Origin of the sequence: Streptomyces luteireticuli (assembly GCF_041519305.1) — a bacterium.
GTDB lineage: Bacteria > Actinomycetota > Actinomycetes > Streptomycetales > Streptomycetaceae > Streptomyces > Streptomyces luteireticuli.
In genome coordinates this window covers 1,565,476-1,589,217 of sequence record NZ_CP167927.1, presented here as the reverse complement: position 1 = coordinate 1,589,217, position 23,742 = coordinate 1,565,476, and the positions used below count along the sequence as shown (strand labels likewise).

26 protein-coding genes, 1 pseudogene and 1 riboswitch are annotated in these 23,742 nt (G+C 73.5%); of the genes and pseudogenes, 14 read left to right on the top strand and 13 right to left on the bottom strand.

Features of this window, described 5'->3' with window-relative positions:
* Nucleotides 1–4 precede the first annotated feature (4 nt).
* From AB8735_RS06360 to AB8735_RS06315, 10 genes and pseudogenes are all read left to right on the top strand, one after another.
* A complete protein-coding gene (locus AB8735_RS06360) occupies nucleotides 5–883 on the top strand; it encodes an NAD-dependent epimerase/dehydratase family protein (protein WP_372405918.1) in 879 nt (292 codons plus the stop codon).
* Nucleotides 880–1,524 carry a spherulation-specific family 4 protein gene (locus AB8735_RS06355; RefSeq protein WP_344022629.1) on the top strand — a complete coding sequence of 215 codons (645 nt, stop codon included), beginning with the start codon at nucleotides 880–882 and terminating at the stop codon, nucleotides 1,522–1,524. The genes AB8735_RS06360 and AB8735_RS06355 overlap by 4 nt, the downstream gene beginning before the upstream one ends.
* Nucleotides 1,506–2,369, top strand: a complete 864-nt coding sequence (locus tag AB8735_RS06350) for an endo alpha-1,4 polygalactosaminidase (protein WP_372405917.1) — start codon at nucleotides 1,506–1,508, stop codon at nucleotides 2,367–2,369. Before AB8735_RS06355 ends, AB8735_RS06350 begins: the two co-directional genes overlap by 19 nt.
* 191 nt (nucleotides 2,370–2,560) lie before the next feature.
* Nucleotides 2,561–2,712, top strand: a riboswitch (cyclic di-AMP (ydaO/yuaA leader).
* 5 nt (nucleotides 2,713–2,717) lie between these two features.
* Nucleotides 2,718–3,197, top strand: a complete 480-nt coding sequence (locus AB8735_RS06345; RefSeq protein WP_344022633.1) for a C40 family peptidase — start codon at nucleotides 2,718–2,720, stop codon at nucleotides 3,195–3,197.
* Between the two features lie 169 nt (nucleotides 3,198–3,366).
* On the top strand, nucleotides 3,367–3,996 hold the full coding sequence (locus AB8735_RS06340) for a hypothetical protein (protein WP_372405914.1): 630 nt from the start codon (nucleotides 3,367–3,369) through the stop codon (nucleotides 3,994–3,996).
* 63 nt (nucleotides 3,997–4,059) lie between these two features.
* A pseudogene (locus AB8735_RS06335) lies at nucleotides 4,060–4,443 on the top strand (terpene synthase family protein); the annotation flags it as partial.
* Complete coding sequence (locus AB8735_RS06330) at nucleotides 4,428–4,958, top strand: terpene synthase family protein (RefSeq protein WP_344023079.1); 531 nt, start codon at nucleotides 4,428–4,430, stop codon at nucleotides 4,956–4,958. The pseudogene AB8735_RS06335 and the gene AB8735_RS06330, both read left to right, overlap by 16 nt.
* A 199-nt stretch (nucleotides 4,959–5,157) precedes the next feature.
* Nucleotides 5,158–6,231, top strand: coding sequence for an iron-siderophore ABC transporter substrate-binding protein (locus tag AB8735_RS06325; RefSeq protein ID WP_344023081.1), 1,074 nt, complete (start codon nucleotides 5,158–5,160; stop codon nucleotides 6,229–6,231).
* Nucleotides 6,228–7,223 carry an iron ABC transporter permease gene (locus AB8735_RS06320; RefSeq protein ID WP_344022637.1) on the top strand — a complete coding sequence of 332 codons (996 nt, stop codon included), beginning with the start codon at nucleotides 6,228–6,230 and terminating at the stop codon, nucleotides 7,221–7,223. Before AB8735_RS06325 ends, AB8735_RS06320 begins: the two co-directional genes overlap by 4 nt.
* Nucleotides 7,220–8,302: a FecCD family ABC transporter permease gene (locus AB8735_RS06315; RefSeq protein ID WP_372405912.1), complete on the top strand. Its 1,083-nt coding sequence runs from the start codon at nucleotides 7,220–7,222 to the stop codon at nucleotides 8,300–8,302. The genes AB8735_RS06320 and AB8735_RS06315 overlap by 4 nt, the downstream gene beginning before the upstream one ends.
* A 127-nt stretch (nucleotides 8,303–8,429) precedes the next feature.
* On the opposite strand, the gene AB8735_RS06310 is transcribed toward AB8735_RS06315, so the two are convergent.
* Nucleotides 8,430–8,831, bottom strand: a complete 402-nt coding sequence (locus tag AB8735_RS06310; RefSeq protein ID WP_344022639.1) for a YchJ family protein — start codon at nucleotides 8,829–8,831, stop codon at nucleotides 8,430–8,432.
* 187 nt (nucleotides 8,832–9,018) lie between these two features.
* On the opposite strand from AB8735_RS06310, the gene AB8735_RS06305 reads away from it, so the two are divergent.
* Nucleotides 9,019–9,570, top strand: coding sequence for a hypothetical protein (locus AB8735_RS06305; protein ID WP_372405911.1), 552 nt, complete (start codon nucleotides 9,019–9,021; stop codon nucleotides 9,568–9,570).
* A 1-nt stretch (nucleotide 9,571) separates the two neighbouring features.
* Here the strand turns inward: AB8735_RS06305 and AB8735_RS06300 are convergent, their stop codons facing one another.
* From AB8735_RS06300 to pqqA, 5 genes are read right to left on the bottom strand one after another with little or no spacing between them, the layout of a single operon-like run.
* Entirely contained in the window at nucleotides 9,572–11,140 is a 1,569-nt protein-coding gene (locus tag AB8735_RS06300; RefSeq protein WP_372405910.1) for a hypothetical protein, read from the bottom strand.
* Complete coding sequence (gene pqqE, locus AB8735_RS06295) at nucleotides 11,137–12,216, bottom strand: pyrroloquinoline quinone biosynthesis protein PqqE (RefSeq protein ID WP_372405909.1); 1,080 nt, start codon at nucleotides 12,214–12,216, stop codon at nucleotides 11,137–11,139. The genes AB8735_RS06300 and pqqE overlap by 4 nt, the downstream gene beginning before the upstream one ends.
* Nucleotides 12,209–12,505: a pyrroloquinoline quinone biosynthesis peptide chaperone PqqD gene (pqqD, locus tag AB8735_RS06290; protein ID WP_344022647.1), complete on the bottom strand. Its 297-nt coding sequence runs from the start codon at nucleotides 12,503–12,505 to the stop codon at nucleotides 12,209–12,211. Before pqqD ends, pqqE begins: the two co-directional genes overlap by 8 nt.
* Entirely contained in the window at nucleotides 12,502–13,212 is a 711-nt protein-coding gene (gene pqqC / locus AB8735_RS06285; protein WP_344022649.1) for a pyrroloquinoline-quinone synthase PqqC, read from the bottom strand. Before pqqC ends, pqqD begins: the two co-directional genes overlap by 4 nt.
* Before the next feature lie 18 nt (nucleotides 13,213–13,230).
* A complete protein-coding gene (pqqA, locus tag AB8735_RS06280; RefSeq protein ID WP_372405906.1) occupies nucleotides 13,231–13,365 on the bottom strand; it encodes a pyrroloquinoline quinone precursor peptide PqqA in 135 nt (44 codons plus the stop codon).
* Nucleotides 13,366–13,510: 145 nt separating this feature from the next.
* On the opposite strand from pqqA, the gene AB8735_RS06275 reads away from it, so the two are divergent.
* Nucleotides 13,511–14,545 carry a TolB family protein gene (locus AB8735_RS06275; RefSeq protein WP_372405905.1) on the top strand — a complete coding sequence of 345 codons (1,035 nt, stop codon included), beginning with the start codon at nucleotides 13,511–13,513 and terminating at the stop codon, nucleotides 14,543–14,545.
* Nucleotides 14,546–14,590: 45 nt separating this feature from the next.
* Here the strand turns inward: AB8735_RS06275 and fabI are convergent, their stop codons facing one another.
* The 7 genes from fabI to AB8735_RS06240 all read right to left on the bottom strand — a co-directional run bounded on the left by fabI (nucleotide 14,591) and on the right by AB8735_RS06240 (nucleotide 21,251).
* Entirely contained in the window at nucleotides 14,591–15,370 is a 780-nt protein-coding gene (gene fabI / locus AB8735_RS06270) for an enoyl-ACP reductase FabI (RefSeq protein WP_344022655.1), read from the bottom strand.
* Between the two features lie 51 nt (nucleotides 15,371–15,421).
* The gene (locus AB8735_RS06265) at nucleotides 15,422–16,201 is read right to left on the bottom strand and encodes a 2,3-dihydro-2,3-dihydroxybenzoate dehydrogenase (protein ID WP_372405902.1); all 780 of its coding nucleotides are present in this window, start codon (nucleotides 16,199–16,201) and stop codon (nucleotides 15,422–15,424) included.
* A 106-nt stretch (nucleotides 16,202–16,307) separates the two neighbouring features.
* The gene (gene fabG, locus AB8735_RS06260; protein ID WP_372405901.1) at nucleotides 16,308–17,072 is read right to left on the bottom strand and encodes a 3-oxoacyl-[acyl-carrier-protein] reductase; all 765 of its coding nucleotides are present in this window, start codon (nucleotides 17,070–17,072) and stop codon (nucleotides 16,308–16,310) included.
* A complete protein-coding gene (locus tag AB8735_RS06255) occupies nucleotides 17,069–17,329 on the bottom strand; it encodes a phosphopantetheine-binding protein (protein ID WP_344022661.1) in 261 nt (86 codons plus the stop codon). The genes fabG and AB8735_RS06255 overlap by 4 nt, the downstream gene beginning before the upstream one ends.
* Nucleotides 17,330–17,398: 69 nt before the next feature.
* Nucleotides 17,399–18,340, bottom strand: a complete 942-nt coding sequence (locus AB8735_RS06250; RefSeq protein ID WP_372405899.1) for a beta-ketoacyl synthase N-terminal-like domain-containing protein — start codon at nucleotides 18,338–18,340, stop codon at nucleotides 17,399–17,401.
* Nucleotides 18,337–19,467, bottom strand: coding sequence for a beta-ketoacyl synthase N-terminal-like domain-containing protein (locus AB8735_RS06245; RefSeq protein ID WP_372405898.1), 1,131 nt, complete (start codon nucleotides 19,465–19,467; stop codon nucleotides 18,337–18,339). Before AB8735_RS06245 ends, AB8735_RS06250 begins: the two co-directional genes overlap by 4 nt.
* Complete coding sequence (locus AB8735_RS06240) at nucleotides 19,464–21,251, bottom strand: AMP-binding protein (protein ID WP_372405895.1); 1,788 nt, start codon at nucleotides 21,249–21,251, stop codon at nucleotides 19,464–19,466. The genes AB8735_RS06245 and AB8735_RS06240 overlap by 4 nt, the downstream gene beginning before the upstream one ends.
* Nucleotides 21,252–21,470: 219 nt before the next feature.
* On the opposite strand from AB8735_RS06240, the gene AB8735_RS06235 reads away from it, so the two are divergent.
* Both AB8735_RS06235 and AB8735_RS06230 read left to right on the top strand, forming a co-directional pair.
* Entirely contained in the window at nucleotides 21,471–23,141 is a 1,671-nt protein-coding gene (locus AB8735_RS06235) for an AMP-binding protein (RefSeq protein WP_372405893.1), read from the top strand.
* A complete protein-coding gene (locus AB8735_RS06230) occupies nucleotides 23,138–23,683 on the top strand; it encodes a hotdog fold thioesterase (protein ID WP_372405891.1) in 546 nt (181 codons plus the stop codon). Before AB8735_RS06235 ends, AB8735_RS06230 begins: the two co-directional genes overlap by 4 nt.
* Nucleotides 23,684–23,742 lie beyond the last annotated feature (59 nt).

The window sequence follows — 23,742 nt, the reverse complement described above, 5'->3', positions numbered from 1 at the left end:
CCGCATGCGCATCCTCCTCCTGGGCGCCACCGGCTTCCTGGGCCGGCACGCCGCCGGGCAGCTGCGCGCCCTCCCCGGCGCGCGGGTGCTCGACGGCGGCCGGACGCCCGGCAGCGCCGTCCCCTGCGACCTGGCCACCGCCGACCCGGAGCGGCTGGCCGGGGCGCTGCGCACGGCGGCCCCGGACGCCGTCGTCAACTGCGCGGGCGCCACCGCCGGCAGTCCCGCCGTCCTCGCCGCCGTCAACGCCCGCGGCCCGGCGGTGCTCTGCGAGGCGCTGCGCGCGGCGGTGCCCGGCGCCCGGCTGGTGCACCTCGGCTCGGCCGCGGAGTACGGGCCGGCGGCCGCGCCGCACTCCCTTGCCGAGACCGACCCGGCCGCGCCGCTCGGCCTCTACGGGGCCACCAAGCTGGCCGGGACGCTGGCGGTCACCGGCTCCGGCCTCGACGCGCTCGTCCTGCGGGTGTTCAACCCGCTGGGCCCCGGGGCGCCGGACGGCTCCCTCGCCGGGCGGCTGGTGCGGGGCATCGCGGACGCCGGGCCCGAGGGCACCGTGCGCACCGGTGACCTCTCCGCGCACCGCGACTTCGTCGACGCGCGGGACGTGGCACGGGCGGTCGTCCTCGCCGTCACCGCGCCCGAGCCGGTCACCGGGGTCCTCAACATCAGCAGCGGCACGGCCCGTACGGCCCGCGAGGTCGCCGAGGGGCTGGCGGGAGCCGCCGGGTTCCACGGCCGGATCGCCGAGGACGGCGCCGGGTCGCCGCGCTCGGCCGCGCTGCCCTGGCAGCAGGCCGACATCACGGCCGCGGGGCGGGTGCTGGGCTGGAAGCCGTCCTACGCCTTCGGCACCACGCTCGCCGATCTGTGGGCCGCGCGGTGACGGAGCCGTCGCTGCTCGTCCCCCTGTACGTGCACCCCGGCGCCGAACCGGGCCCATGGGAACGGCTCGTACGGGCCGCGCCCGCCCTGCGGGGCGTGGTGCTCAACGCGGCGGACGGGCCGGGGCAGTTCCCCGACCCGTCCTTCCGGGCCGCCGCGGTGCGGCTGCGCGCGGCGGGCGTGCCCGTGCTGGGGTACGTCGACACCGCCTACGGCCGCCGCCCCCTGCGCGCGGCCGTCGCCGACCTGCGCCGGCACCGGCGCTGGTACGAGGTCGACGGCGTCTTCTGCGACCGGGTCGCCGTGGAGGCGGCGCTGCTGCCGCACTACCGCCGACTCGCCCTGTTTTCCCGCGCGTTGGGCGCGCGGACCGTCGTGCTCAACCCCGGCACCCACCCGGATCCCGGGTACGCCGAGGTCGCCGACCTGCTCGTCACCTTCGAGGGGCCCTGGGAGGCGTACCGCACCGCGCGGGTGCCCGGCTGGACGGCCGACCATCTCCCCTCGCGCTTCTGTCACTTGGTCTACGGTGTGCCCCAGGAGTGGGCCGGACTGGTGGCCCGCACGGCCGGAAGACGCGGTGCCGCGGTGCACTGCGCCGTTCCGGGGAACGGAGAGAATCCATGGCAGACCGCACCGTGAGATGGCTTCGGGGCGGAGTCCTGGCGACGGCCGCGCTGCTGGTCGCGACGGGCTGTTCGGTGACGACATCCCCTTCCGACGACGCGTCCGACGACGCCTCGAACGCGCCGAGTTCGCCGCCCTCCGCGCATCCGCGCCCCGGCACGCGCTGGCAGCCCAAGCCCGGCACCCGCTGGCAGTGGCAGCTCGACGGCGCCGTGGACACCTCCGTCGACGTTCCCGTCTACGACATCGACGGCTTCGAGAACGACGCGGCGACCGTGGCGAAGCTGCACGCGAAGAAGCGCAAGGTGATCTGCTACATCAACGTCGGGGCGTACGAGGACTGGCGTCCGGACCAGGGGAAGTTCCCGGCGTCCGTGCTGGGCGCGAAGAACGAGGGGTGGAAGGGGGAGAAGTGGCTCGACATCCGGCGCCTGGACGTCCTGCGGCCCATCATGGCGGAACGTTTCGACATGTGCCGGAAGAAGGGGTTCGACGCGGTCGAGCCCGATCTGACCGAAGGGTTCCGCAACAAGACGGGCTTTCCGCTCACCGCCGCCCACCAGTTGGCGTTCAACCGGATGATCGCCTCCCTCGCCCATGAGCGGGGCATGGCCGTCGGCCTCAAGAACGACCTGGAGCAGATACCCGAGCTGGTCCGGGACTTCGACTTCGCCGTCAACGAACAGTGCGCGCAGTACGGCGAGTGCGAGCGGCTCAAGCCCTTCGTGGACAAGGGGAAGGCCGTCTTCCATGTCGAGTACGAGATGGCGCCCGGGGAGTTCTGCGGCGAGGCGAAGGAACTCGGGCTGTCCTCCATGCAGAAGAAGCTGGGGCTGAACTCCTGGCGCAGGGCCTGCTGACGTGGCGTCCCGAAACGGGACGTAACGTGACGGAAGTTCACCGCACGGTGCGTGAAGAACCTCACAGAACACCGTTTCGGCACCGGTTTTCGGTGGCGGATGGTGCAGGATCATGCACCGAACAACCAAGACCCCGTCACAGAGGCGGGCGACCCGGGCGGACGCCGAGTCCTGCCGCCGCTCCGGGTGCGGACCTGATTTCGCGGATCGGCAGGAGCGGGAGACCCAGGCAGGACGAACCACGAAGGCGGTGGTTCTAGGGGTGAAGCCACTTGGTGGCCGGGCAACTTTGTCAGCCCGAACCCGACAGGTCATCTTTCGCAGGCGGATGACGAAGGGCTTATCGGCATGTCTGCGCTGCCTCGAATACCCGCGCTCATCTCCCGGGCCGGTACCGCATCGGCCCTCACCGCCGCGACCGTCGCGGCCTCCGTCCTCCTCCCCGGCCTGGCCGGCGAGGCCCAGGCGGCCACGTCGCCCGGCGCCAAGGCCGTCAAGGTCGCGGCCTCGAAGAAGGGCTCCTGGTACCAGTGGGGCGGCACCGGCCCCAACCGTTTCGACTGCTCGGGCCTGACGCAGTACTCCTTCAAGAAGGGCGCCGGCAAGAAGCTGCCGCGCGTCGCGGCCGACCAGTACAACGCGACCCGTCACATCTCGCGCGGCTCGCGCACCACGGGTGATCTGGTCTTCTTCCACTCCGGCAGCAACGTCTACCACGTGGGTATCTACGCGGGTGGCGGCAAGATCTGGCATGCGCCGGGCACCGGGAAGAAGGTCCGTCTGGAGAAGATCTGGACGAACAGTGTGTGGTACGGGCGCGTGCGCTGACGCGCGCGAAGAGCACATGGGTCCCCCAATGGGGGCCTGGGCGGGCCGGGGCGGATGACCGCCCAGGCCCGCCCGCGCATGCTTCCCCCGGACAGCGGTACCGGGGTGGCCGGCGGGGGTGCTCGCAAGAAGCATGAGGGGAGGCAAGCACCCCGAAAGGTGCCTCTCCATGCGCCGCAGAACCATAGTCGGGATATCCGCCGTGTTCGTGGCCGCGCTCGCCACGAGTGCGTACGCCGTCGACTCGCTGCCCCTCCCCGTGGGGTCCGGAAGTGCCCAGTGCTCCGTCTCCTGGCAGGCGCCGGGCATCACGTTCACACCGCAGACGCCGGTGCAGGGCGCCACCGGGCCGAGTGTCGCGTACACCGATGTCACGGGAACGCTCAATCTCGACGCGACCCCGACCGACGTCATCGACGACCCGGCCAAGCTGGCCTCCGCCGTCACCCTCACCCTCGACGCGACCGGTGGATTCACCTTCTCCGACGCCCAGGGCAGGAAGGTCGAGGCATCGGCCCCCCAGGGCCCCCTGCCGACCGGGACGACCACCTACCTGGTCAAGAGCCCTGCCAGCCCGGACGGTGTCCGCATCCCCGTCTACTCGTACGGCCTGCCGTCCACCTTCTCGCCGTCCATCACGTCGCTCCTGCCGGTTCCCGCGCTCACCGTCACCATGGCCGGTCTCCGGGCGGACTTCACCCCGGAGCTCATCTCCACCCTCAACTCCACCTTCGGCGCGGGCACGGCGAAGAGCGGTGACTCGCTGGGGGTCTGCGCCGGCATGTTCTCCACCGGCTAGCCGGGGGCGCAGCCGTGGACCTGCTCGTGCCGCCCTTCGCCACACCCGGCACCGCGCGGCTCCATCCCTCGACGCGGGCCACCGGCCTGGTGGCCGACGGTCCCGAGGGCGAGCGCTTCGACGCGGCCCTGCTGGACCGGCCGGCCGCCTGGACGTACCCGAACGCCACCCCGGACGGACTGCTGCCGGCCACCGACTGGATGCTGGTTCTTCGCCTTCGACGACATCCTCGACGACACGGCGGAAGGGCGCTACCAGGACTTCGCCGTGTTCGTCGCGGACACCCTCAACTCCGTTCACGGACAGGCCGCTTGCCCGGCTCCGCACCCGTGCGTGGAGCCGTACCGGAAGGCGCTGGAGGAGCTGTGGCGACGCACCACGGCGGGCATGCCGCCCGCCTGGACCCGGCGCCTCGCCGGTGACCTGGCCGCATACGCCAACTCCTACCGGACCCAGGCCCTGGTGAACGCCGGAAGGCTCCGCTCGCGGAGGAGCACTACCGCCGGCACCGGCTTCTCTCCAGCGCGGTCCATGTCTCCCTCGGCATCGGCGAGGCCGCGTCGGGACACCCGGTGCCGGAGACGCTCTGCGTCCACCCTTCCGTCCAGGCGGCGCGCGAGAGCGCCAACAACGTCGTCGCCTGGGCCAATGACCTCTACTCGGCGCCCAAGGAACTGGAGCGGGGAGATCTGTGCAACTACGTGTCCGTGCCGCGGTACGAGCGACGTTGCTCGGCCCAGGAGGCTGCCGCGTATGTCGCCGCCCTCATCACGGAGCAGACCGCGCGGTTCCACGAGGCCGAGGCGCAGATCCGGGGACGGCTCCTCCCGCGCGTGGGCCCCGGGGAACGGCGGGCCCTGGAGGCGATGCCGGACACGGTCGTCTCATGGATGAACGGCAACCCGGTCCGGTCGTCGGAGACGGCGCGTTACCGTACCCGAACCGTTCTGGAAGCAGCGTGAACGCCCCGTGCGCCGTGCTCCCGATGCCGGTTGGGTCGGCGCTTCGCGCCCGGGGGTGTCACCCATGCCGTCGAGGATCTCTTCCATGTAGCCGGGTGAGGGCGACGTCGTCCCCCCACCCCCGTGCATACACTCACAAACAGAACAACTAAGGTAAGGCTTACCTTTGTGAGTGATCGGAGCGGTTGTTGTGCGTACTGTGGGTGCGTTGGGCTTGAAGGCCGTCCTGGCCGTGTCCGTCGTCGGCGGTCTGCTCGCCGGATGTTCGTCCGGCCCGGCGGAAGGCGAGGCCGCGTCGAAGAACGAGAAGAACAAGCAGGGCTCCCGCAACCTCGTGGCGGGCGCGTCCGCGGGACCGTCCACCGCGCCGGACAAGCTGGCCGACGGGCTGGGCTCGGACACCGCGAAGGACGGACAGTTCCCGCGTACGGTCACCCACTACAAGGGCAGGACGAAGCTCGCCGCCGCGCCCGCGCGGATCGCCGTACTGAGCACCGGGCAGCTCGACGACCTGCTGTCCCTGGGGCTCGTCCCCACGGTCTCCACCAGGGCCAAGGACGCCGGGCTCGTGCCCGACTACCTGCGCGACGCATTCCCGCGGTACAAGGACCGGCTCGCCGGGATGACCGACGTCGGGACCCGGACCGCGCCCGACCTGGAGTCCCTGGCCGCCGCCAAGCCGGACCTGATCCTCGCCAACGACTCGCTGGGCGAGCTGTATCCGAAGTTGTCGAAGATCGCGCCCACCGTCGTCACCAAGGGCCAGGGCATCAACTGGAAGCGGGACCTGCTGCTCGTCGGCGCCGCCGTCGGTAAGGGGAAGCAGGCGCAGCAGCTTCTCGACGACGTCACCGGCGACGCCAGGGCGCGCGGCAAGAGGCTCAAGGAGGCCAAGGGCGCCGGCATGACGGTGTCCATGGTGCGCTTCACCCCCGACCGCACGCGGATGTTCGGAGTGTCGTCGTTCACCGGCTCCATCGCCGCCGACATGGGAATCGCGCGGCCCAAGTCCCAGCAGTTCACGGCGATTTCGCAGGACATCGGGGCGGAGAGCGTTGACGGTGCGGACGGGGACTGGATCTTCTACTCGGTGCAGGGCAAGGAGGCGAGGACCGACGCCGGGAAGGTGCTCGCCGGGCCGCTGTGGCAGTCGATGAAGGCGGTCAAGTCCGGGCACGCGGTGCGCGTCGACGACGACCCGTGGTACCTCAACGCCGGTCCGGCCGCCGCGCGTCTGGTCGTCGGCGAGCTCGCCGGGAACCTCGGCAAGTGACCCGCCGGACCGGCTGGTTCGCCGCCGCCCTCGCCCTCACCACGGCGGCCGCCGCCCTCAGCCTCGCCGTCGGCACCCGGCCCGTGCCGCTCCCCGCCGTCCTCGACGCCCTTGCACACGGCGCGGGTCCGGCGGATCCGGACGTGCTCGTGGTGCGTTCCCTGCGCGTCCCCCGTACGGAGACCGGTCTCGCGGCAGGGGCCGCCCTCGGGATCGCCGGAGCGGCGCTGCAGGCCGTCAGCCGCAATCCGCTCGCCGATCCGGGGATCCTCGGGCTGAGCCAGGGCGCGGCGGCCGGGGTGGTGCTGGCCATCTCCTTCGGCCTGGCGAACGGCTTCGACGGCTACGTCTGGTACGCCTTCGCCGGGGCCTGCCTCGCGGCGTGCGTCGTGTACGCGATCGCCTCGCGCGGCCGGGGCGGGGCCACACCCGTCAAGCTGGCGCTCGCCGGGACGGCGTTCGCGGCGATGACGACCGGGGCCACCACCGTTGTCCTGACGTCGAGTTCGGCGGCCCTGGACCAGTTCCGGTTCTGGCAGGCGGGTTCGCTGAGCGGACGCGACCCGCAGACCGTCGTACGGATGCTGCCGTTTCTGATCGGGGGCGCGCTGCTGGTCCTGGCGTGCGCGCGGGGCCTGGACACGCTCGCCCTCGGCGACGAGACGGCCCGCGCGCTGGGCCAGCGGGTGCCCCTCGTCCGGGGCGGCGCGGCGCTCGGCGCGACCGTGCTCACCGCGGCCGCGGTCGCCGCCGCGGGCCCGGTCGCGTTCATCGGACTCGCCGCACCTCACCTGGCCCGCCGCCTCGTCGGCGGCGCCCACCGGCAGGTGTTCCCGCTCTCCGCCCTGCTCGGCGCGGCGCTGCTGCTCGCGGCGGATGTGGTGGGGCGGGTGGTCCGGGCCCCGGCGGAGGTACCGGCCGGGGTGATGACGGCGCTGATCGGGGCGCCGGTGCTGATCGTGCTCGTCCGTCGCAAGGGGGTCCCGGCGTGACCGCCGAACCGGCGTACCCGTATCCCCGCTCGGCGGGTCTGTCCGCCCTGCGGCTGCGCCCGTTGCCCGGCCGCCGCCCCGTCTCCCTTCTGCTGCACCGCCGTTCGGCGGCCGTCGCCGGCGTGCTGCTCGCGGTCCTCGCGGCCGCCATGCTCGCCTCGGCCTGCCTCGGGCGGACCGCGGTGACGCCGTACGACGTCTGGCACGTCGTCCGCGGCGGCGCGGGCCCGTACGCGCTCGTGGTCGGTGAGCTGCGCCTGCCGCGCATCGTGCTCGGGGCCATGGTGGGCGCCGCGTTCGGGGCCGCCGGGGCCCTCGTCCAGAGCGTGACGCGCAACCCCCTCGCCAGTCCGGACGTGATCGGCGTCGGCCATGGCGCGGCGGCGGCAACGGTGTTGGCCCTGACCACCGGGACCGTCGCCGCGCCCGGCGCGCTGCCCGCCGTGTCCGTGGCGGGCGGGCTGGCCGCGGCGGGGCTCGTGTACGTGCTGGCCTGGCGGCACGGAATGCAGCCGGGCCGGTTCGTGCTGTCCGGGGTGGGCATGGGCGTCGCGCTCTCCGCCGTCGTGCACCTCTACCTCACCGATTCCGATCTCGAAGCCGCCGAGCAGCTCAAGCTGTGGCTGACCGGCAGCCTCAACGGGCGCGGCTGGGAGCAGGCGGGGCCGCTCGGCTGTGTGCTGCTGCTGTGCCTGCCGGCCCTGCTGTGGGCGAGCCGTGTGCTGCGGCCGCTGGGCCTCGACGCGGACACGGCCGCCGCGCTCGGCGTCCGCGTCCGCCGTGTCCACCTGGGCCTGACCGTCCTCGGAGTGGTCCTCGCGGCGAGCGCCACCGGTGCGGCGGGACCGGTCGGCTTCGTCGCCCTCACCAGCCCCCAACTGGCCAGACGGATCACCCGCACACCACAATTGCCGTTGCTCTGCTCGGCATTGACGGGAGCGGTGGTCGTGGTCGTGGCCGACCTCGCGGCGCGTACGGTGCTCACGCCGCTGGAGATCCCGGTGGGGGCGGTGACGGCGCTGGTCGGCGGGCCGTATCTGCTGTGGCTGCTGGGGAAGTCCGCGGGCACGGGCCGCTGACGGGTCCGTCCCGCGGAGGCCGCGTCCGGCGGGTGCGGAACGGGAGTCCGGTTCGGTGGGACGTGGCCGGTCCGGGCCCGCCGGCGGATGGGCGGGCCCGCGCGCCGGGCCTCGGTTGGACCCGGGATCACACCCCGTCCACGTACACCCACCGCCCCCCCTCCCGCACAAACCGGCTCAGCTCGTGCTGGGAATCCTCCCGGCCCCCCACCCGGCAGTGCGCCCGGAACTCCACCGTCCCCTCCTGGTGGAACGCCGTCCCGCCCGACGTCGCCAGAATCTCCAGCCCCGTCCACCGGACCCCGTCATCCAGGTCCAGCACCGCGGGCCGCGTGGAGGAGTGCCAGGTGCGCAGCAGGTACGGCACGTCGCCGACCGCGAAGGCGCTGTAGCGCGAGCGCATGAGGCGCTCGGCGGTCGGGGCGGAGGACGCACCCGTGTGGAAGGCGCCGCAGCAGCCGGCGTACGAGGCGGGCAGGCCGCAGGGGCAGGGCGAGGTGGGAGTGATGCTCCCGGTCTTCTTGGACACGACACGATTGTCCCCCGGGGCGAACCCTTTCGGCGCAGGGGCCGCCCCGGCCGACATCCGTCCACCCGTCAGGGAAACCGCACGTCAGCACCCCCGCACCCGCACCCACTCGGCCAAGTGCCGCGGTTGCGGGCCCGGCCGCGCCCGGCACACGGTGGGCACGAACCGGAAGGAACGGAGTGCCCGCATGCCCGTGAACCAGTCCACCACCGTCGCCCTCGCCCTCTGCGGCTCGCTCGCGCTCGGCCTGACCGGCACGGCCCTCGCCGTGGACCCGGTCGCCGCGCCGAAGCCGAGACCCGTCGCCGCCCCCTCCCCGAACGTCACCGCGCGGCTGGGCCTGCTCGGCAGTCTGGGCAACACGCTGGCCCTGGCCACCGGAATCGTCAGGGACGCCCGGGCCGCCAGGCCGGACCTGGCGAAGCTGAAGACCATGCAGCGCCAGCTCTCGGACGAGGGCACCCGGCTGCACGGCTTCGCCCGGGCCGAGGCCCAGCAGACGCCCGCCAATCCGAAGAACAAGAAGAAGGACGCCGCCGGCGACGTCAAGGCCGATCTCGACCAGCTCACCCAGGCCGTCACCAAGCTGCTCGGCGACCTCGCCGCGGGGAACGTCGCCGCGGTGACGGCCGACGTCACCCAGGTGCTGGCCATTCTGACCAAGATGTTGACGGACGTGCCCAAGGTGGCCCCGGGCGGGCTGCCGGCACCGCTGCCGCCCCTGCCCGTCGGGCAGTGAGTCACCCCAGCAGCCCGTACACCCGCAACGCCCCCGAGAACGTCGCCACGTACACCTTCCCGTTCACCACCGTCGGCGGGACGAACTTGGCGAAGAGCCCGACGTCGTCCCGGGCCGCCTCCATCCTGCTGTTCCACAGCTCCTGGGTGAGGTCGGACGCCCGGTAGACCCGGACGACGCCCTCCACCACGGCCTGGTTGGCGTCCGCCTTCCAGGGATGGCAGGCCCACAGCAGACCCGACTCCGCATCGGACCCGTGCGCGGAGACGGACAGGAAGCCGCCCGGCATCCCGGGCGAACCGCCGGGCACGCCCGTCGGGTCCGTGGTGGTGCTCACCGAGGCCGGCGTCGTCACCAGCTTCCCGCCGGTGAACCGGTAGGCGCGCAGGAAGGCGTTCTCCGGCCACACGTACACCCACGGTCCGCCGGGGAACGTCCAGTGCACGGCCCCGCCGTGGATGTGGTGCCGGTTCCCGTCCGGCGGCACGACCGGGAAGCTCTGCACGATCTGGCTGTCGGACCCGGCGTGGAAGTGGCCCAGGGAGCGGGTGTCGAGCAGATAGAACTTGCTCGTCTTGCCCCCGCCCAGCAGGAGCCGGGTGCCGGGTACGAGCAGGGGGCCGGCCGAACCGAGGTCGAGGTCGGCCGCGTCGAGCGCCGCGTTGTCGAACGGCGAGAACCAGTCGGCGACCGTCAGGTCCGGGCGGAGCCGGACGATGCAGTCGCCCAGCTCCGAACCGTCCTCGCGGAAGCCGCCGTTGCCGGTGATGAGGTACAGGTCGCCGGCGTCGTCCACGGCCGGGCCCTGGCCCGCCTGCCAGATGCCGCCCAGTCCGGTGCCGGGGGTGGTGACGTACACCCCGGTGCGCCGCAGGGTCGTCGCGTCGTAGCCGAACACCCAGCCGTGGTAGGGCGACTTGTCGCCGTAGGAGGCGAAGGCCACGTACACCCGGCCGTTCGCCAGGGTCAGCGCCGCGCGCTGCAGCTGCCGGTGGCTGGTGAAGACGAGACGGCCGTCGACGCTGCCGTCACCGGTCCCCGGAACGGTGGCGGCGATCCGCACCGGCCCGCCCAGCACCTCCCGCCCCGTGCGCACGTCCAGCGCGTGCAGCGTGTGGTGGTGGCCGTCGGACTCCTTGGTGAAGGCGACGACGTACATCACGCGCCGCTCGGCGTCGATCACCGGAGTGCTGACGATGCCCACCTCGGCCGTGATGTCCCCGTAGCCCCGCGGTCCGATGTCGGGGTCGGGCAGCGGGGCGGACGGCCCCAGCGAGGCGCGCCACAACGGGGCCTGTGCGGCGGGGTCGTCCGCGTCGAAGGCGTGGACGCTGTTGTGCATGGTGGCGACGTAGACGACGTTCCTGACGGTCCGGCCGGGGAGTTCGAGACCGGGGAGGTACAACGGCTGGGCGTACACCTGCCCGTCCACGGGCCTGCTGAAGAGCAGGCCGAAGGTGCGCGGGCCGACGGTGGCCGGACTCAGCGCCGTCTCCAGGAGGTTGGCGCCGGTGCGCCGGTTGTCGTTGTGCTGGGTGGTGACCGGGGGCGGGCCCGGGGGGTCGGTCACGGTGTCCTCCGGACGATGTGCAGCGGCGCGTGCTCCGCGTCCCGTACGGCCCCGGTCACCAGCGCGTGGTGCGGGGAGAGCCGGCAGACGGGGTCCGTCGCGGCGGCGTCGCCGGTGAGCTCGAACGCCTGGCAGCGGCAGCCTCCGTGGTCGATCTCCCGGCGCGGGCAGCCGCGGCAGGGCTCGCGCATCCAACTCGTGCCCCGGAAGCGGTTGAACGCCGGGGAGCGGAACCAGATCTCGGCCAGCGGGGCGTCGCGGACGTTGACGATGCCCAGGCCGGGGATGCGGCCCGCCGCCGGGCAGGGCAGGACGTCGCCGTCCGGCGCGACCGTCAGCTGGCGGCTTCCCCAGCCGTGCATACAGGGCTTCGGCCACTCCTCGTGGTAGTCGGCCGGGACGTAGGCGATCTCCAGCCGGCCGGCCAGGCGGCGGCGCGCGGCGGCCACCACGGCCTCGGCGCGGGCGAGTTGGGCCCGGGTGGGCAGCAGGGCGCGGCGGTTGAGCAGCGCCCAGCCGTAGAACTGGGCGTTGGCCAGCTCCAGCCGGCCGGCGCCGAGGCGCTCCGCGAGATCGATCAGCGCCGCGGCGTGTCCGATGGTGGCGCGGTGCAGCACGGCGTTGAGGGTCAGCGGCAGCCCGGCCGCCCGCACCCGGGCGGCGGCCGCCAGCTTCCGCTCGTGCGCCGGGCGTCCCGCGACGGCGTCGGCGCCCGCGGCCTCCGCGTCCTGCACGCTGAGCTGTACGTGGTCGAGGCCGGCCGCGACCAGGAGGTCCAGCCGCCGCTCCGACAGCGCCTGGCCGCCGGTGATCAGATTGGTGTAGAGGCCCAGGCCGTGGGCGTGGGCGACGAGCTCCGCCAGATCGCGGCGGAGCAGCGGCTCGCCGCCCGAGAAGTGGACCTGGAGCACGCCGAGTTCCCGGGCCTCGTCGAGGACGCGGCGCCAGTGGCCGAGGGGGAGCTCGGCGCGGCGGCCGACGAGGGCGACCGGGTTGGAGCAGTACGGGCAGTGCAGCGGGCACCGGTGGGTGAGCTCGGCGAGCAGCCCGAGGGGCCTGTCCAGGGGCCTATCCATCGGGGGCCCCGCCCTCCCGGGCCGCCGGCTCGATCAGCCGCCGCTCGGCCAGGGCCGCCAGGAAGGAGCGGACGTCGGCGGCCGCCACGTCGGCGTACGTCCGCGACAGCGCGTCCGTGACCCGGTCGACGTCCGTCGCGCCGTCGCAGAGCCGCAGCACCGCGACCGCCGTCTCGTTGAGCAGGAGGACGCCCTCCGGGTGCAGCAGGACGCCGGTGTCCCGCACCGCGTCGTGGCGCAGCCGGACGCCGCCGCGCAGCCGCCAGCGGATCCCGTCGGTGTCCGTCATGCCCGTCCCCCCTCCGTCCCGCCCGCGTGGTCGAGGGCGTCGAGCATGCTCCACAGCACGTCGCACTTGAACGCCAGGGCGTCGAGCGCGGCCCGCTGCTGTGCGTGCGTGGTGCAGTAGGCGGTGACGACGCCGAGCGCGTGCCGTGCGTCGCCGGTGGCCGCCCGGGGGCGGGCGGCGAAGTAGCCGAGCCCGGCGGGGTCGATCCAGGGGTAGTGGGTGCGCAGCGCGGAGTGCCGCTCGCGCATCAGGCCGGGGGAGAACAGCTCGGTGAGCGAGGCGGCGACGGCCTCCGTCCACGGCCGGGTGCGGGCGAAGGAGACGTACGCGTCGGTGGCGAAGCGGACGGCGGGCAGCACATGCCGCTCGTCGAGGACCTCGGCGCGCGGGAGGCCGGCGGCCTCGGCGAGGTCGAGCCACTGGGCGTTGCCGCCGCGGCCCTCCGCCGTGCCGTCCTGGTAGGCGATCCGCTGGAGCCAGCGGCGGCGGATCCCGGGCACCGGGCAGTTGGCGACGACGGCGGCGTCCTTCTGCGGCAGCCACTTCTGGTAGTACCACCGGTTGGCGATCCAGCGGCGCACCTCGTCGGGCGGCAACTCGCCCCGGTGCAGGCGCAGATGGAACGGGTGACGGTCCCAGTACCGCTCGGCGTGCGCGTGCAGCGCGGCGGCGAACTCCTCGGCGCCGGCCGCGGCCGGTTCGGTCATCGTCCGGTCGCCGTCCGGTCAGCGTCGGGCGGCGGCGTAGGCGGTGACCTCGGCCCCGAGTGCGACGTCGGTGAACGCGGGGGCGCGCCAGACGGGGCGCTCGGGCGCGGGCGGAGACGGGCGCGGCGGGGCCGCGGGCCGGTCGTTCGACATCGGATCCCCCTGTGCGGTGCGGTGACTTCCAGGGTGGGTCAGCGAGGGTGGCCCGGCAATCACCGGATCGAGTGATGCGGTGCCGTGCGGGATGTGTCTCAAGTGGCCGTTGTTCCCGGCGAGTTGCTTCGGTTAGGGTCGGCCGGTGCGCAGTCGCCTGCTCGTGACGTTTCTGCTGGCCGCACTCGCCCTGACGGCGTGCGGCTCCTCCGGCTCGGACGGCCCGGACGATTCCGGCACCCCGGCCCCGCCATCCGCAACCGCGCGGCGGGGGACGACCCGTGCCGACGGCGCGGAACTCCTCCACCGCCCAGGGGGAAAGGCCAGTGCCCAGAACCCGGCCTTCTCCCCGGACGGCAGGTCCCTCCTCTTCACCGTCTTCCACGACGGCTACAACGAGGGCGCGGCCGCCCTGCGGACCCTCCCGTTCCGGGGCGGCGCCGAGCGGGAGAAGCCCCGTACCGTCCTGGACGAGTCCGACCGGGCCGCCGTGAACCTCCCCGGCACCAGCTGGCACCCCTCCGCCGGGCTCACCTTCACCTCCGACCGCGCCGGCCACGACGAGGTCTGGACCCTCAAGCCCGGCTCCGGCGCGAAGCCGGAGCGCGTGACCGAACACGACGGCGACACCGGCTATCTGGAGCCCAGCTTCTCTCCCGACGGGCAGTGGATCGCCTTCCAGGAGAGCGTGGAACGTTCCGGCGACAGCGGCGGCGAGGGGTCGATCTGGAAGGTCCGCCGCGACGGGACGCATCGCACCCGCCTCCTCGACGGCCCCGCCACCCACACCGACAACCGCCAGCCCAACTGGTCCCCGAAGGGCGACCGCCTCGTCCTCCAGCGGCGCGAACGCGGCGGCGACTGGGCGCTGTACGTGATGGACGCGGACGGCCGCGGACTGCGCCGGCTGACGGGCGTCGCGGGGGAGCACACCGACCCGAGCTGGTCCCCCGACGGGAAGTCCGTCGTCTTCTCCTCCACGGCCGGCGGCCTGGACCTGCCGCAGATCTTTGTGATCCCGGCGACGGGCGGCACGCCGGTGCGCGTCACCCGCGACGCGAAGTCCTACGACGGCGCGCCCAGTTGGTCGCCGGACGGCAAGTGGATCGCGTTCGAGTCGCACCCGGGGGACGAGGACCGGCCGTCGACGCTGTGGCGGGTGGCGGCGCCGCGGAGGTGAGACCGGCCCCCGGTAACGGCCCGAGGAACGGCCCCGGGAACGACCTCACGCGCCCACCGCGTGCGCGCCCCCGTCCACGTGCACGATCTCGCCGGTGGTCCGGGGGAACCAGTCGGACAGCAGCGCCACGACGCCGCGGGCCGCGGGCTCCGGGTCCTCCAGGTCCCAGCCGAGCGGCGCCCGTCCCACGCTGGCGTCCGCGAGCTCCTTGAACCCGGGGATGTTCTTCGCCGCCGTGGAGCGCACCGGCCCCGCGGAGACCAGGTTGCAGCGGATGCCCCGGGGGCCCAGGTCCCGGGCCAGATAGCGGGACGTGGCCTCCAGCGCGGCCTTGCTGACCCCCATCCAGTCGTAGTGGGGCCAGGCCAGTTGGGCGTCGAAGTCCATGCCGACGACGGCACCGCCGCGCCGGGAGAGCAACGGGAGCACCGCCTTGGTGAGGGACTTGAGCGAATAGGCGGAGATCTCCAGGGAGACGGCCACGGACTCCCAGCCGGTGTTGAGGAAGTTGCCGCCGAGGGCGTCCTGCGGGGCGAACGCGATGGAGTGCACCACGCCGTCGAGTGCGGGATCGTCGCCGAGGTGCTCGGCGACGCGGTCGGCCAGGGTGTCCAGGTGCTCCCGGTCGGTCACGTCGAGGTCCACGACGGGCGCCGGCCGGGGCAGCCGCCTGGCGATCAACTCGACCAGGCTGCGCCGCCCGTAGGCGGTCAGGACGACCTCGGCGCCCTCCTGCTGTGCGAGACGGGCCACATGGAACGCGAGGGAGTCCTTGCTGAGGACGCCGGTGATCAGGAGACGCTTGCCGTCGAGTATTCCGCTCATGACTTCGGTGATCCTTCACAGGGGGAGGGGGCGGGACGGGGCGCGCGCCGGTCAGGCGCCCAGGGTCGCCCCGCCGTCGACCGTGAGTTCGTGCAGGGTGATGTGCGAGGCCGCGTCCGACAGCAGGAACGCGACGGCCTCGGCCACGTCCTGGGGCCGCGCGAGCTTCCCGAGCGGGATGCCGAGCTTGAACACCTCCGGGCGCCCCCGGACGGTCGCCGCGCGACCGGAGTCGCCGTCCAGCATGGACGCGAGCATCGGGGTGTCGGTGGAGCCGGGGGCGACGACGTTGCACCGGATCCCGTGGCGGGCGACCTCCAGGCCCAGGGACTTGGTGAACTGGGCGGCGGCGGCCTTGGACGCGGCGTAGGCGGCCATCTGGGCGCGCGGGGTGTTCGCCGCGTTGGAGCCGACGGTCACGATGGCGCCGTGGCGGCGGGCGACCATCCGTTCGGCGACCGCCCGGCTCACATGGAAGACGCCGGTGGTGTTCACGGCGAACACCGCGGCCCAGTCCTCCGTGGTGAACCCGACGACCTCGCCGACCCGCAGCACGCCGGCCCCGTTGACGAGGTAGTCGAGCGGCCCCAGACGCCGTTCGACGGCGTCCACCACGTCGTCGACGGCCGAGGCGTCGGTGATGTCGGCGGTGAAGACGGCCACGGCCCCCTCCCCCTCGCCGCTCCCGCCGAGTTCGGCGACGAGCTTCTCCAGCGCGGTGGCGTCGCGGTCGACGGCCGCGACCCGCACACCCCGCCCGCACAGCTCCGCGACCACGGCGGCACCGATGCCGCCGGCCGCGCCGGTGACGAGGGCCGTCCTGTTTTCCATCGTTTCCTGCATCGCTGCACTGCTCCATGTTGAGTCGACTGTGTGCTCGCGAACCGTGCGATCGACAGGGCTCCCCCGTTCCGGCACCGCGGCCGGCCGGATCCGGTCAGACGACCAGACCGCCGTCGACCCCGAGAACCTGCCCGGTGATGTACGCGGCGCGGTCCGAGGCGAGGAAGGAGACCAGATGGGCGACGTCCTCCGCCTCCCCGAACCGGCCCAGCGGAATGCGGCCCCTGAGCTGCTCCCTGGTCTTCTGCGGCAGGACCGCGGTCATGTCCGTGTCGATGAAGCCGGGGGCCACGACGTTGGCGCGCACTCCATAGGGACCGCACTCCTTGGCCAGGGCCCTGGTGAAGCCGATGATTCCGGCCTTCGAGGCCGAGTAGTTGGTCTGGCCGGCGTTGCCGTGCACCCCCGCCACGGACGACAGGGTGATCACACAGCCGTTCCTGCGGCGCACCATCCGGGAGATCACCGCCCGGCACATCGCGTAGGTGCCGTCGAGGTTGGTCGTCAGGACGGCGTCCCATTCCTCGTCGGTCATGAAGGCCAGCGGCCGGTCACGGGTGATGCCCGCGGCGCTGACGAGCGTGTGCACCGTGCCGAGTTCCCGCTCCGCGTCCGCCGCGAACCGGCGGGCCTGCCCGGGGTCGGAGACATCGACGGCGGCGGCGTACACCCGCGCTCCGGCCTCGCGCGCCGCCTTCACCGTCCCGTCGGCGGCCGCGGAGTCGGACCGGTAGCAGAAGGCCACGTCGTAACCGTCCTCGGCCAGGCGGGACACGACGGCGCGGCCGATGCCCCGGGAGCCGCCGGACACGAGGGCCACCCGCCGCTCGCCGGCGGCGGGGGCGGCCGGCCCGGTCATGCGTCCGCGAGCTTGCGCTCGAGCAGGTCGCGGACGTCCAGGAGCGTGCTGATGGCCTTGAGCTCGTCGTCGCTCATCTCGATGGCGTAGCGGTCCTCCAGGCGGGTCGCGATCTCCAGGGTGATCAGCGAGTCCATGCCCAGGTCCTGCACGAAGTGGGCCTTGTCGGTGATCTCCGCGGCGGGCAGGTCGAAGGTGACCGCCAGGAGCTGCCGGAGTTCCTCCAGGTCGACGACGGCGGGGGCGGTTTCGGACATGATCGTGTTTCCTCTCGGCTCTGTGATCTACGGGGCGTTACGAGGTGCGGGGGCGTGGTGGGGCGGTGGTCAGGAGGCGTCCGGCGGTGCGAGGAGGAGCGCCACGGAGGCGTCGGTCCCCTCGGCCGTGGCCAGGGCCGGCCCGCGTCCGCCCCGGTCGAACCAGGCGGTGGCGGCGGCGCATTGGAGCACGCCGAGCGCGCCGGAGCAGTGCCCCAGGCGGGCCTGCAGATCGAGGACGCGGCCCGTCCCGGGCGGCTCGTCCGGCAGCCGGTCGACGAGCAACAGCCCTGCTCCGTCCGGGCCGTCGGCCGCCGCGCGGCGTACGGCGCCGTCGAGGCCGGGAGCGCGGCCGTATCCCCGCAGGACCGCGCGGGGCCGGGCCCCGCGCCGGGCGGCGTGCTCCGCCGATTCGAGGACGACCGCCGCCGCGCCGTCGACCGCCGTGGTGCCCAGCAGCCTGGCCACGACGTCGTTGTGCGGTTCGACCCCCACGACGACGGCGATCCCGGCACGTCCCACGGCGATCAGGTTGCGGCCCCAGTGCAGGGCGTCGAGACCGCCGGCCGGGCCGTTGCCGAGTCCCACGGTGGGGCCGCGCAGGCCGTAGTTGATGGCGATCCAGCCGACGATGCCGCTCGTGGAGGTCTGTGGCAGGCCCGTCGCGCTGAGCGCGCGGGAGCCCCGCAGGGCGGCGGTGTCGACGTATCCGCAGACGCTGTCGTAGTTGCCCGTGTTGGAGCTGACGACCACCGCCGTGGCGGCGGGATCGGCCGTGAAGCCGTCGTCCGCGTCGTGGAGTCCCGCGTCCTCCAGGGCCGGTCCGACGGCCCGCAGGGCGAGCCGGGTCGCGCGGTCCTTGTGCCTGAGATCGCGGCCGGTCAGACCGGTCTCCGGATCGAAGCCGCCTTCGGCCGGCGCCGTCCCCAACAGGTCGGCCGCGCCGGACAGTCCGGGTACGGCGAGCCCCGTCCCGGTGACGAACACGGTGTGCGCGCGGTCGGTGCTCATGCCTTCTCCACCACTGCCACGGCGTTGATCCCGCCGAATCCGAACGCGTTCACCTGGGCCAGGCGGATCTTCGCCGGGGCGGCGGCGCCGCGCACCAGCCGCAGCCCGGCCGCCTCCTCGATCGGGTCGGTCAGCCCGGCCACGGGCGGCACGGCGCCGTGCCGCATTCCCAGCACGGCGGTGATCAGGCTGAGCAGGCCGGAGCCGCCGAGGGTGTGCCCGACCGAGGACTTGGCGGCCGTCATGAGGGGGCCGGGGGCCTCGGGGAAGACCTCGGCCATCACCGTGGCCTCGGTCTCGTCGTTGCGGGCGGTGCCGGTGCCGTGCAGCATGACCAGGTCGATGTCGGCGGGGCGCACCCCGGCCCGGCGGTGCGCCTCGCGCACGGCGGTCGTGATGCCCGCGGGGTCGGGCGCCGTGGGGTGGACGGCGTCGCAGTTGAGCGCCACCGACCGCAGCCGCGCGACGGGCGGCCCGCCGCCGGTGCCGGGCCTCCTGAGGACGACGGCGACGGCGCCCTCCCCCATCACCATGCCCTTGTGCGTGCGGTCGAAGGGGCGCACGGCGTGCGGGACCAGGGTCTGGGCGCGGTCCATCGCGGCGAAGGTGGACTCGGCGATCGAGTCGACGCCGGCGACGACCACGATGTCGGCGAGCCCCAGTTCCAGCATGTCCGCCCCGAGCCCGAGCGCGTACAGGGAGGCGGCACAGGCGTTGGCGCAGGTGTAGCTCGTGACGGCGTTGAACCGGCGCCGCAGCGCGGGTCCGAAGTACAGGTCGTCATTGGTCAGTTCGGCGCCCTCGCGCCACCACATCTCCAGGCTGCGCTGCTCGCGCAGGGTGGTGCCGACGAGGACGGGGACGTCGGTGAGGTCCTCGCCGAGTCCCGCGTCGGCGAGTGCCCGGGCGACGGCCGTCAGCAGCCAGCCGGTGGCGCGCAGCGGTACGTCGCGGCCGTCCGCGGGCAGGTCGTCGATGGCGTAGGTGTGCCGGGCCCGGTACCTGCCGGAGTCGAAGATCCGGGTGGGGGCGAGCCCTTCGCGGCCGGCGCGCATCGCGGCGAAGCTCTCCTCTGCGTCGCCGCCGAGGGCGGTGATGGCGGCGAGCCCGGTGATGTCCCAGGTCATGCGCCCGTCACCCGCTCCCGGAGACGGCGGACGGAGACCTTGCCGCTCGTCGTCGTGGGGAAGGAGTCGAACAGCTCGACGCGCGAGGGCCGTTTGTGCGCGGGCAGTTGCCTGCGCGCGGCGGCGACGACCTGTCTGCGCGTGCGCCCGGCGTCGAATCCCTCGGCCACCTGGACGCAGGCGACGGCCTGTTCCAGACCGCTGTCGTCACGGGCGGCCACGACCGCGCACGCGGCGACGCCCTCGACGCCGCGCACCACGTTCTCGATCTCGGCGGGGACGACCTTGTAGCCGCCGAGGTTGATGATGTCGTCGGCCCGGCACAGATAGGTGAAGGACCCGTCGGCCTCCTGCCGGACGAGGTCGCCGGTGTACACGCCGCCGTCCGCGAACGAGGAAGCGTCGAGCCCCTCCCGGTTGACGTAGCCGAGGGCGACGGTGGGGCCCGCGATGTGCAGCCGGCCGTCCTGCCCGAGGGGCAGCCCGGCGCCGGCGGCGTCGCGCACGGTGGCGCGGACGCCGGGCACGGGGAAGCCCAGCGGGCCGTCCGTCCCGCCCCGGGGCGGGGTGGTCAGGGCGACGTGCATGACCTCGGTGGCGCCGAAGCAGTCGACCAGGTCGGCCCCGGTCATCTCCCGGATGCGGTCGGCGAGTTGCGGGGGGCAGTGCTCGCCCGCGGTCGTGCACAGCCGCACCGGGCCGTAGGCGTCCCGTTCCTCCTCGCCGAGGGCCAGCAGCGCGGCGTACAGGCGGGGGACGGAGGACAGCACGGTCGGCCGGTGCGTGCGCAGCGCGTCGACGGTGACGTAGGGGTCGACGGTGCCCCGCACGAGGGCGGCACTGGCGCCGGCCGCGAGGACGCACAGGAAGGCGTTGCCGAATCCGTAGCCGAACGACAGGCGTGCCGTGGTCAGGAAGCGGTCCTCGGGGCGCAGTCCCAGGACCTCGCCGAATCCGTCGATCATGGCGATGATGCCGGCGGCGGAGTGCCGGACCCCCTTGGGCGTGCCGGTGCTGCCCGAGGTGTACTGCACCAGCGTTTCGCCGTCGGCGGGCCAGACGTGCGCCGGTCCGGCCGCGGCGGGCCGCAGGACGGCCGGCGGCCGTGTCCCGGCGAGGTCCCGGCGGACGTCCTCGCCGTCGACGAGCGCGCGGCCGGCCAACTCCGCCCGCAGGGAGGAGCGTTTGGCGTCGCCGCCGTCGAGGTGGACGATCCGGGCGGCACAGTCCTCGACCGCGAAGGCGATGTCGCCGTCGCCGAGCAGGGGACTGACCATGACCGGGACGGACCCGTTCCACCAGTGCCCGAGGACGGCCACCACGGTGGCCACCGAGTCCTCCGCCAGTACGACGCCGCGCGAGCCCGGCATGACGCCCGCCTCCGCCAGGGCGCCCGCGTAGCCGCGGGCCGCCTCGTACAGGGCCGCGTAGGACACCGCGCCCACGTCCGGGTCCGCGTAGGAGAGCAGATCGCCCCGCCCCGCCGCCAGTTGACGGCCCACCAGGCGCTCGACGAGGTCGTACCCCCGGGCGTCGAGGAGCGGCAGGACGTCGGCCACGGAGCCGATGCGCGACGCCTCCCGCGCCGGGAGGGCGAGGCCGAACTCCTCCCGGATGCGGGTGACGGTCTCCACCTTCTCCAGGGAGTCCATGCCGAGTTCGTCCACCCACCGGTCCGAATCGCCGACTTCGGCCGTTTCCATCTCGAGAACCGTCGCCACGATTTCGCGGAGGCGAGCGCGTGCGGCGCTCGCTCGTGTAGTCAGTGGGGCTTCCGTGGTCACTGGTGGCTTCCCTTCCTGCCGGTGGCCAGAAAGCTATTGCGGCGCCGGCCGTCGCGGGAACCGCGTGAAGAGGTAGGCCGCCACCCGGCCCACCTACTCGATCAGGTAGTGCCGCAGGTCAATGCGCCGAACTAACGTCGTCCGCAGACGTGGTGCGACACATCAGGCGCACCGGATCCCGATCGAGGCCAGGTGAAGATGCCGCTCACGACGCGAACCATGCTCGACCAGGAGACCCGAACGCGCATTCATGAGGACCCCTCCGTGGGCGGCGGGAACGCCTGGCGCAAGGCTCTTGAACTGAGCCCCCACCCGGAGGCGACCTGTCTGGTCGCCGACCGCCCCGTGTACGACCTCGACGGGGCGCGGCAGTCGGAATTCAGCCTCGTCCAGCTCGACGAACTCGCCGAGGGATGGGCGGCGTTCCACTGGGACCGCGGCGTGCGCGCACGCGACCGCGTCGTGGTCTACGTCGAGGACTCCTTCGACGACCAGGTGCAGCTGGCCGCCCTGGCCCGGATCGGTGCCATTCCCCTGCTCATCAACGGCCGCATGGACCCCGCGCTCGCGCTCGGCCTGATGGCCCGGGTGGACCCGGTCGGCCTGTACACCGACGCGGACCGCCTGGCGCTGCTCGACGGCCGGCACGAGAAGCTGGCGGGCCTGCGCTGGACCGTCACCGACGAGGAGGCGCGCGGCCCGGGCCGGCGCACCCTCCCCGACGGCGCGCTGTACCGGCACGCCGACGAGGACCCCGTCTTCCTGTGCCACTCCTCCGGCACGACCGGCAACCCCAAGCCCGTCATCTGGGCGCACCGGCAGAGCCTGCACGGCCCGGGCTGGCGGCTGTCCGTGCCCGAGGCCCCGAACGTGCTGCTCTCGGCGGCGCCCCAGTCCCACTCGTCCGCGATCGCGTACACCTTCTACTCGCTGCTGTGCGGACTGCCGCTGATCTCCTTCTCCGACCAGACCGGCGCCGGAGTGGCGCGCGGCGCCCGGGAGCACCGGCCGACCCGCATCCTGGCGTTCAACCAGACCTACTCCGAACTCGCGGCCATGGAGCTGGACCCCGAGGACTTCACCTCGGTGCGCGAGTGGCAGAACACCGGTGACGCGGCGCACGACGCCCACATCCGCAAGCTGCTCCGCCACGGCCACCACCTCGTCGACGGCGAGCGCAGGCCCGGTTCGGTCTTCAGCGACGGCCTCGGCTCCTCGGAGCTGGGGTGGGCGACCCTGCGCCGCTACGTCGACCGGGACACCCCGCCCCGGCCGCGCTTCCTGGGCAACCCGGTTCCGGCCGGCGAGGTGGCGGTGCTGAGGGAGGACGGGACCGAGGCCGCGGACGGCGAGGTCGGCCTCTTCGGCCTGCGCAGCGCGTCCGTCATCCCCGGCTACTGGAACGACGCGGACACCTACTACCGCAGCAAACTGGCCGGTTACTGGCTCTCCGGCGACCTGGTGTACCGCGAGGGGGACGACTTCTTCCACGTCGACCGGGCCGTGGACGCGATCCGCACGCCCGACGGCGACGGCTACTCGGTGCTCATGGAGGAGATCCTCCTGATGCACCTGGCCGAGGTCCGGGACTGCGCGGTGGCCGCCGGACACCTCGGCGGCACCCCGACGCCGGTGGCCGTGGTCAGGACGGACGGGGCGGCGGACCCCGGGGACCTGCTGCGGCGCGCCAACGCGGCGCTGGCGGCGGCGGGTCAGCCCGCGCTGGCCCTGCTGGAGATCGCCGAGGACGCGTCGGGCATCCCGGTCGGGCCCACCGGCAAGGTCCTCAAGCGCATGCTGCGCGAGAAGTACGCCGACCTTGCCGACTACGCGGCCACCGGCACGGCGGCCTTCGCCACCGCCGGTGTCGGGGGCGCTGCCTCCCGATGACCGAGATCCCGACCTCCCCGCAGCCGGGACCGATCACGGACCAGGAACCGATCACCGGCCCGGAACCGATCACCGACCCGCAACCGATCACCGACCCGCAACCGATTACGGACCCGGACGAACTGGCCCGCTGGATCGTCAGACCCGGCGCCCCGGAGACCCTCGCCGCGCGCATGGGCATCAAGCTCCTGGAGGCCTCGCCCCACCGCCTGGTCGGCACGATGCCGGTGGCGGGGAACAAACAGCTCTACGGCCTGCTGCACGGCGGCGCGGCCGTCGTCCTCGCGGAGACGCTGGGGTCCATCGGCGCGGCCCTGCACGCTGGCGGCGGCCACATAGCGCTGGGCGTGGACATCAACGCCACGCACCACCGCGCGGTGCGCGGAGGCATCGTCACCGGGGTGGCGACCGCCCTCAACCTCGGGCCGGCCACGGCCTCGTACGACGTGGCCGTCTTCGACGAGGCGGGTAATCGCACGTGCACAGCGCGGATTACAGTCGCTCCGAACACTCCGCAGCGCATGCAACGAGGAAAGAAATGACAGATGCTGATTCCCGGGCGCCCGCTTCGATCCCTTCGGGCAAGGGCAGTTCGGGGCAA

What these genes read in the sequence shown, in the direction of transcription:
- AB8735_RS06360 (WP_372405918.1), top strand. Translation starts at nt 5, where the DNA reads ATGCGCATCCTCCTCCTGGGCGCCACCGGCTTCCTGGGCCGGCACGCC.
- AB8735_RS06350 (WP_372405917.1), top strand. Translation starts at nt 1,506, where the DNA reads ATGGCAGACCGCACCGTGAGATGGCTTCGGGGCGGAGTCCTGGCGACG.
- AB8735_RS06345 (WP_344022633.1), top strand. Translation starts at nt 2,718, where the DNA reads ATGTCTGCGCTGCCTCGAATACCCGCGCTCATCTCCCGGGCCGGTACC.
- AB8735_RS06340 (WP_372405914.1), top strand. Translation starts at nt 3,367, where the DNA reads ATGCGCCGCAGAACCATAGTCGGGATATCCGCCGTGTTCGTGGCCGCG.
- AB8735_RS06305 (WP_372405911.1), top strand. Translation starts at nt 9,019, where the DNA reads ATGCCCGTGAACCAGTCCACCACCGTCGCCCTCGCCCTCTGCGGCTCG.
- pqqE (WP_372405909.1), bottom strand. Translation starts at nt 12,216, where the DNA reads ATGGATAGGCCCCTGGACAGGCCCCTCGGGCTGCTCGCCGAGCTCACC.
- pqqD (WP_344022647.1), bottom strand. Translation starts at nt 12,505, where the DNA reads ATGACGGACACCGACGGGATCCGCTGGCGGCTGCGCGGCGGCGTCCGG.
- pqqC (WP_344022649.1), bottom strand. Translation starts at nt 13,212, where the DNA reads ATGACCGAACCGGCCGCGGCCGGCGCCGAGGAGTTCGCCGCCGCGCTG.
- pqqA (WP_372405906.1), bottom strand. Translation starts at nt 13,365, where the DNA reads ATGTCGAACGACCGGCCCGCGGCCCCGCCGCGCCCGTCTCCGCCCGCG.
- fabI (WP_344022655.1), bottom strand. Translation starts at nt 15,370, where the DNA reads ATGAGCGGAATACTCGACGGCAAGCGTCTCCTGATCACCGGCGTCCTC.
- AB8735_RS06265 (WP_372405902.1), bottom strand. Translation starts at nt 16,201, where the DNA reads ATGGAAAACAGGACGGCCCTCGTCACCGGCGCGGCCGGCGGCATCGGT.
- fabG (WP_372405901.1), bottom strand. Translation starts at nt 17,072, where the DNA reads ATGACCGGGCCGGCCGCCCCCGCCGCCGGCGAGCGGCGGGTGGCCCTC.
- AB8735_RS06255 (WP_344022661.1), bottom strand. Translation starts at nt 17,329, where the DNA reads ATGTCCGAAACCGCCCCCGCCGTCGTCGACCTGGAGGAACTCCGGCAG.
- AB8735_RS06250 (WP_372405899.1), bottom strand. Translation starts at nt 18,340, where the DNA reads ATGAGCACCGACCGCGCGCACACCGTGTTCGTCACCGGGACGGGGCTC.
- AB8735_RS06245 (WP_372405898.1), bottom strand. Translation starts at nt 19,467, where the DNA reads ATGACCTGGGACATCACCGGGCTCGCCGCCATCACCGCCCTCGGCGGC.
- AB8735_RS06235 (WP_372405893.1), top strand. Translation starts at nt 21,471, where the DNA reads ATGCTCGACCAGGAGACCCGAACGCGCATTCATGAGGACCCCTCCGTG.
- AB8735_RS06230 (WP_372405891.1), top strand. Translation starts at nt 23,138, where the DNA reads ATGACCGAGATCCCGACCTCCCCGCAGCCGGGACCGATCACGGACCAG.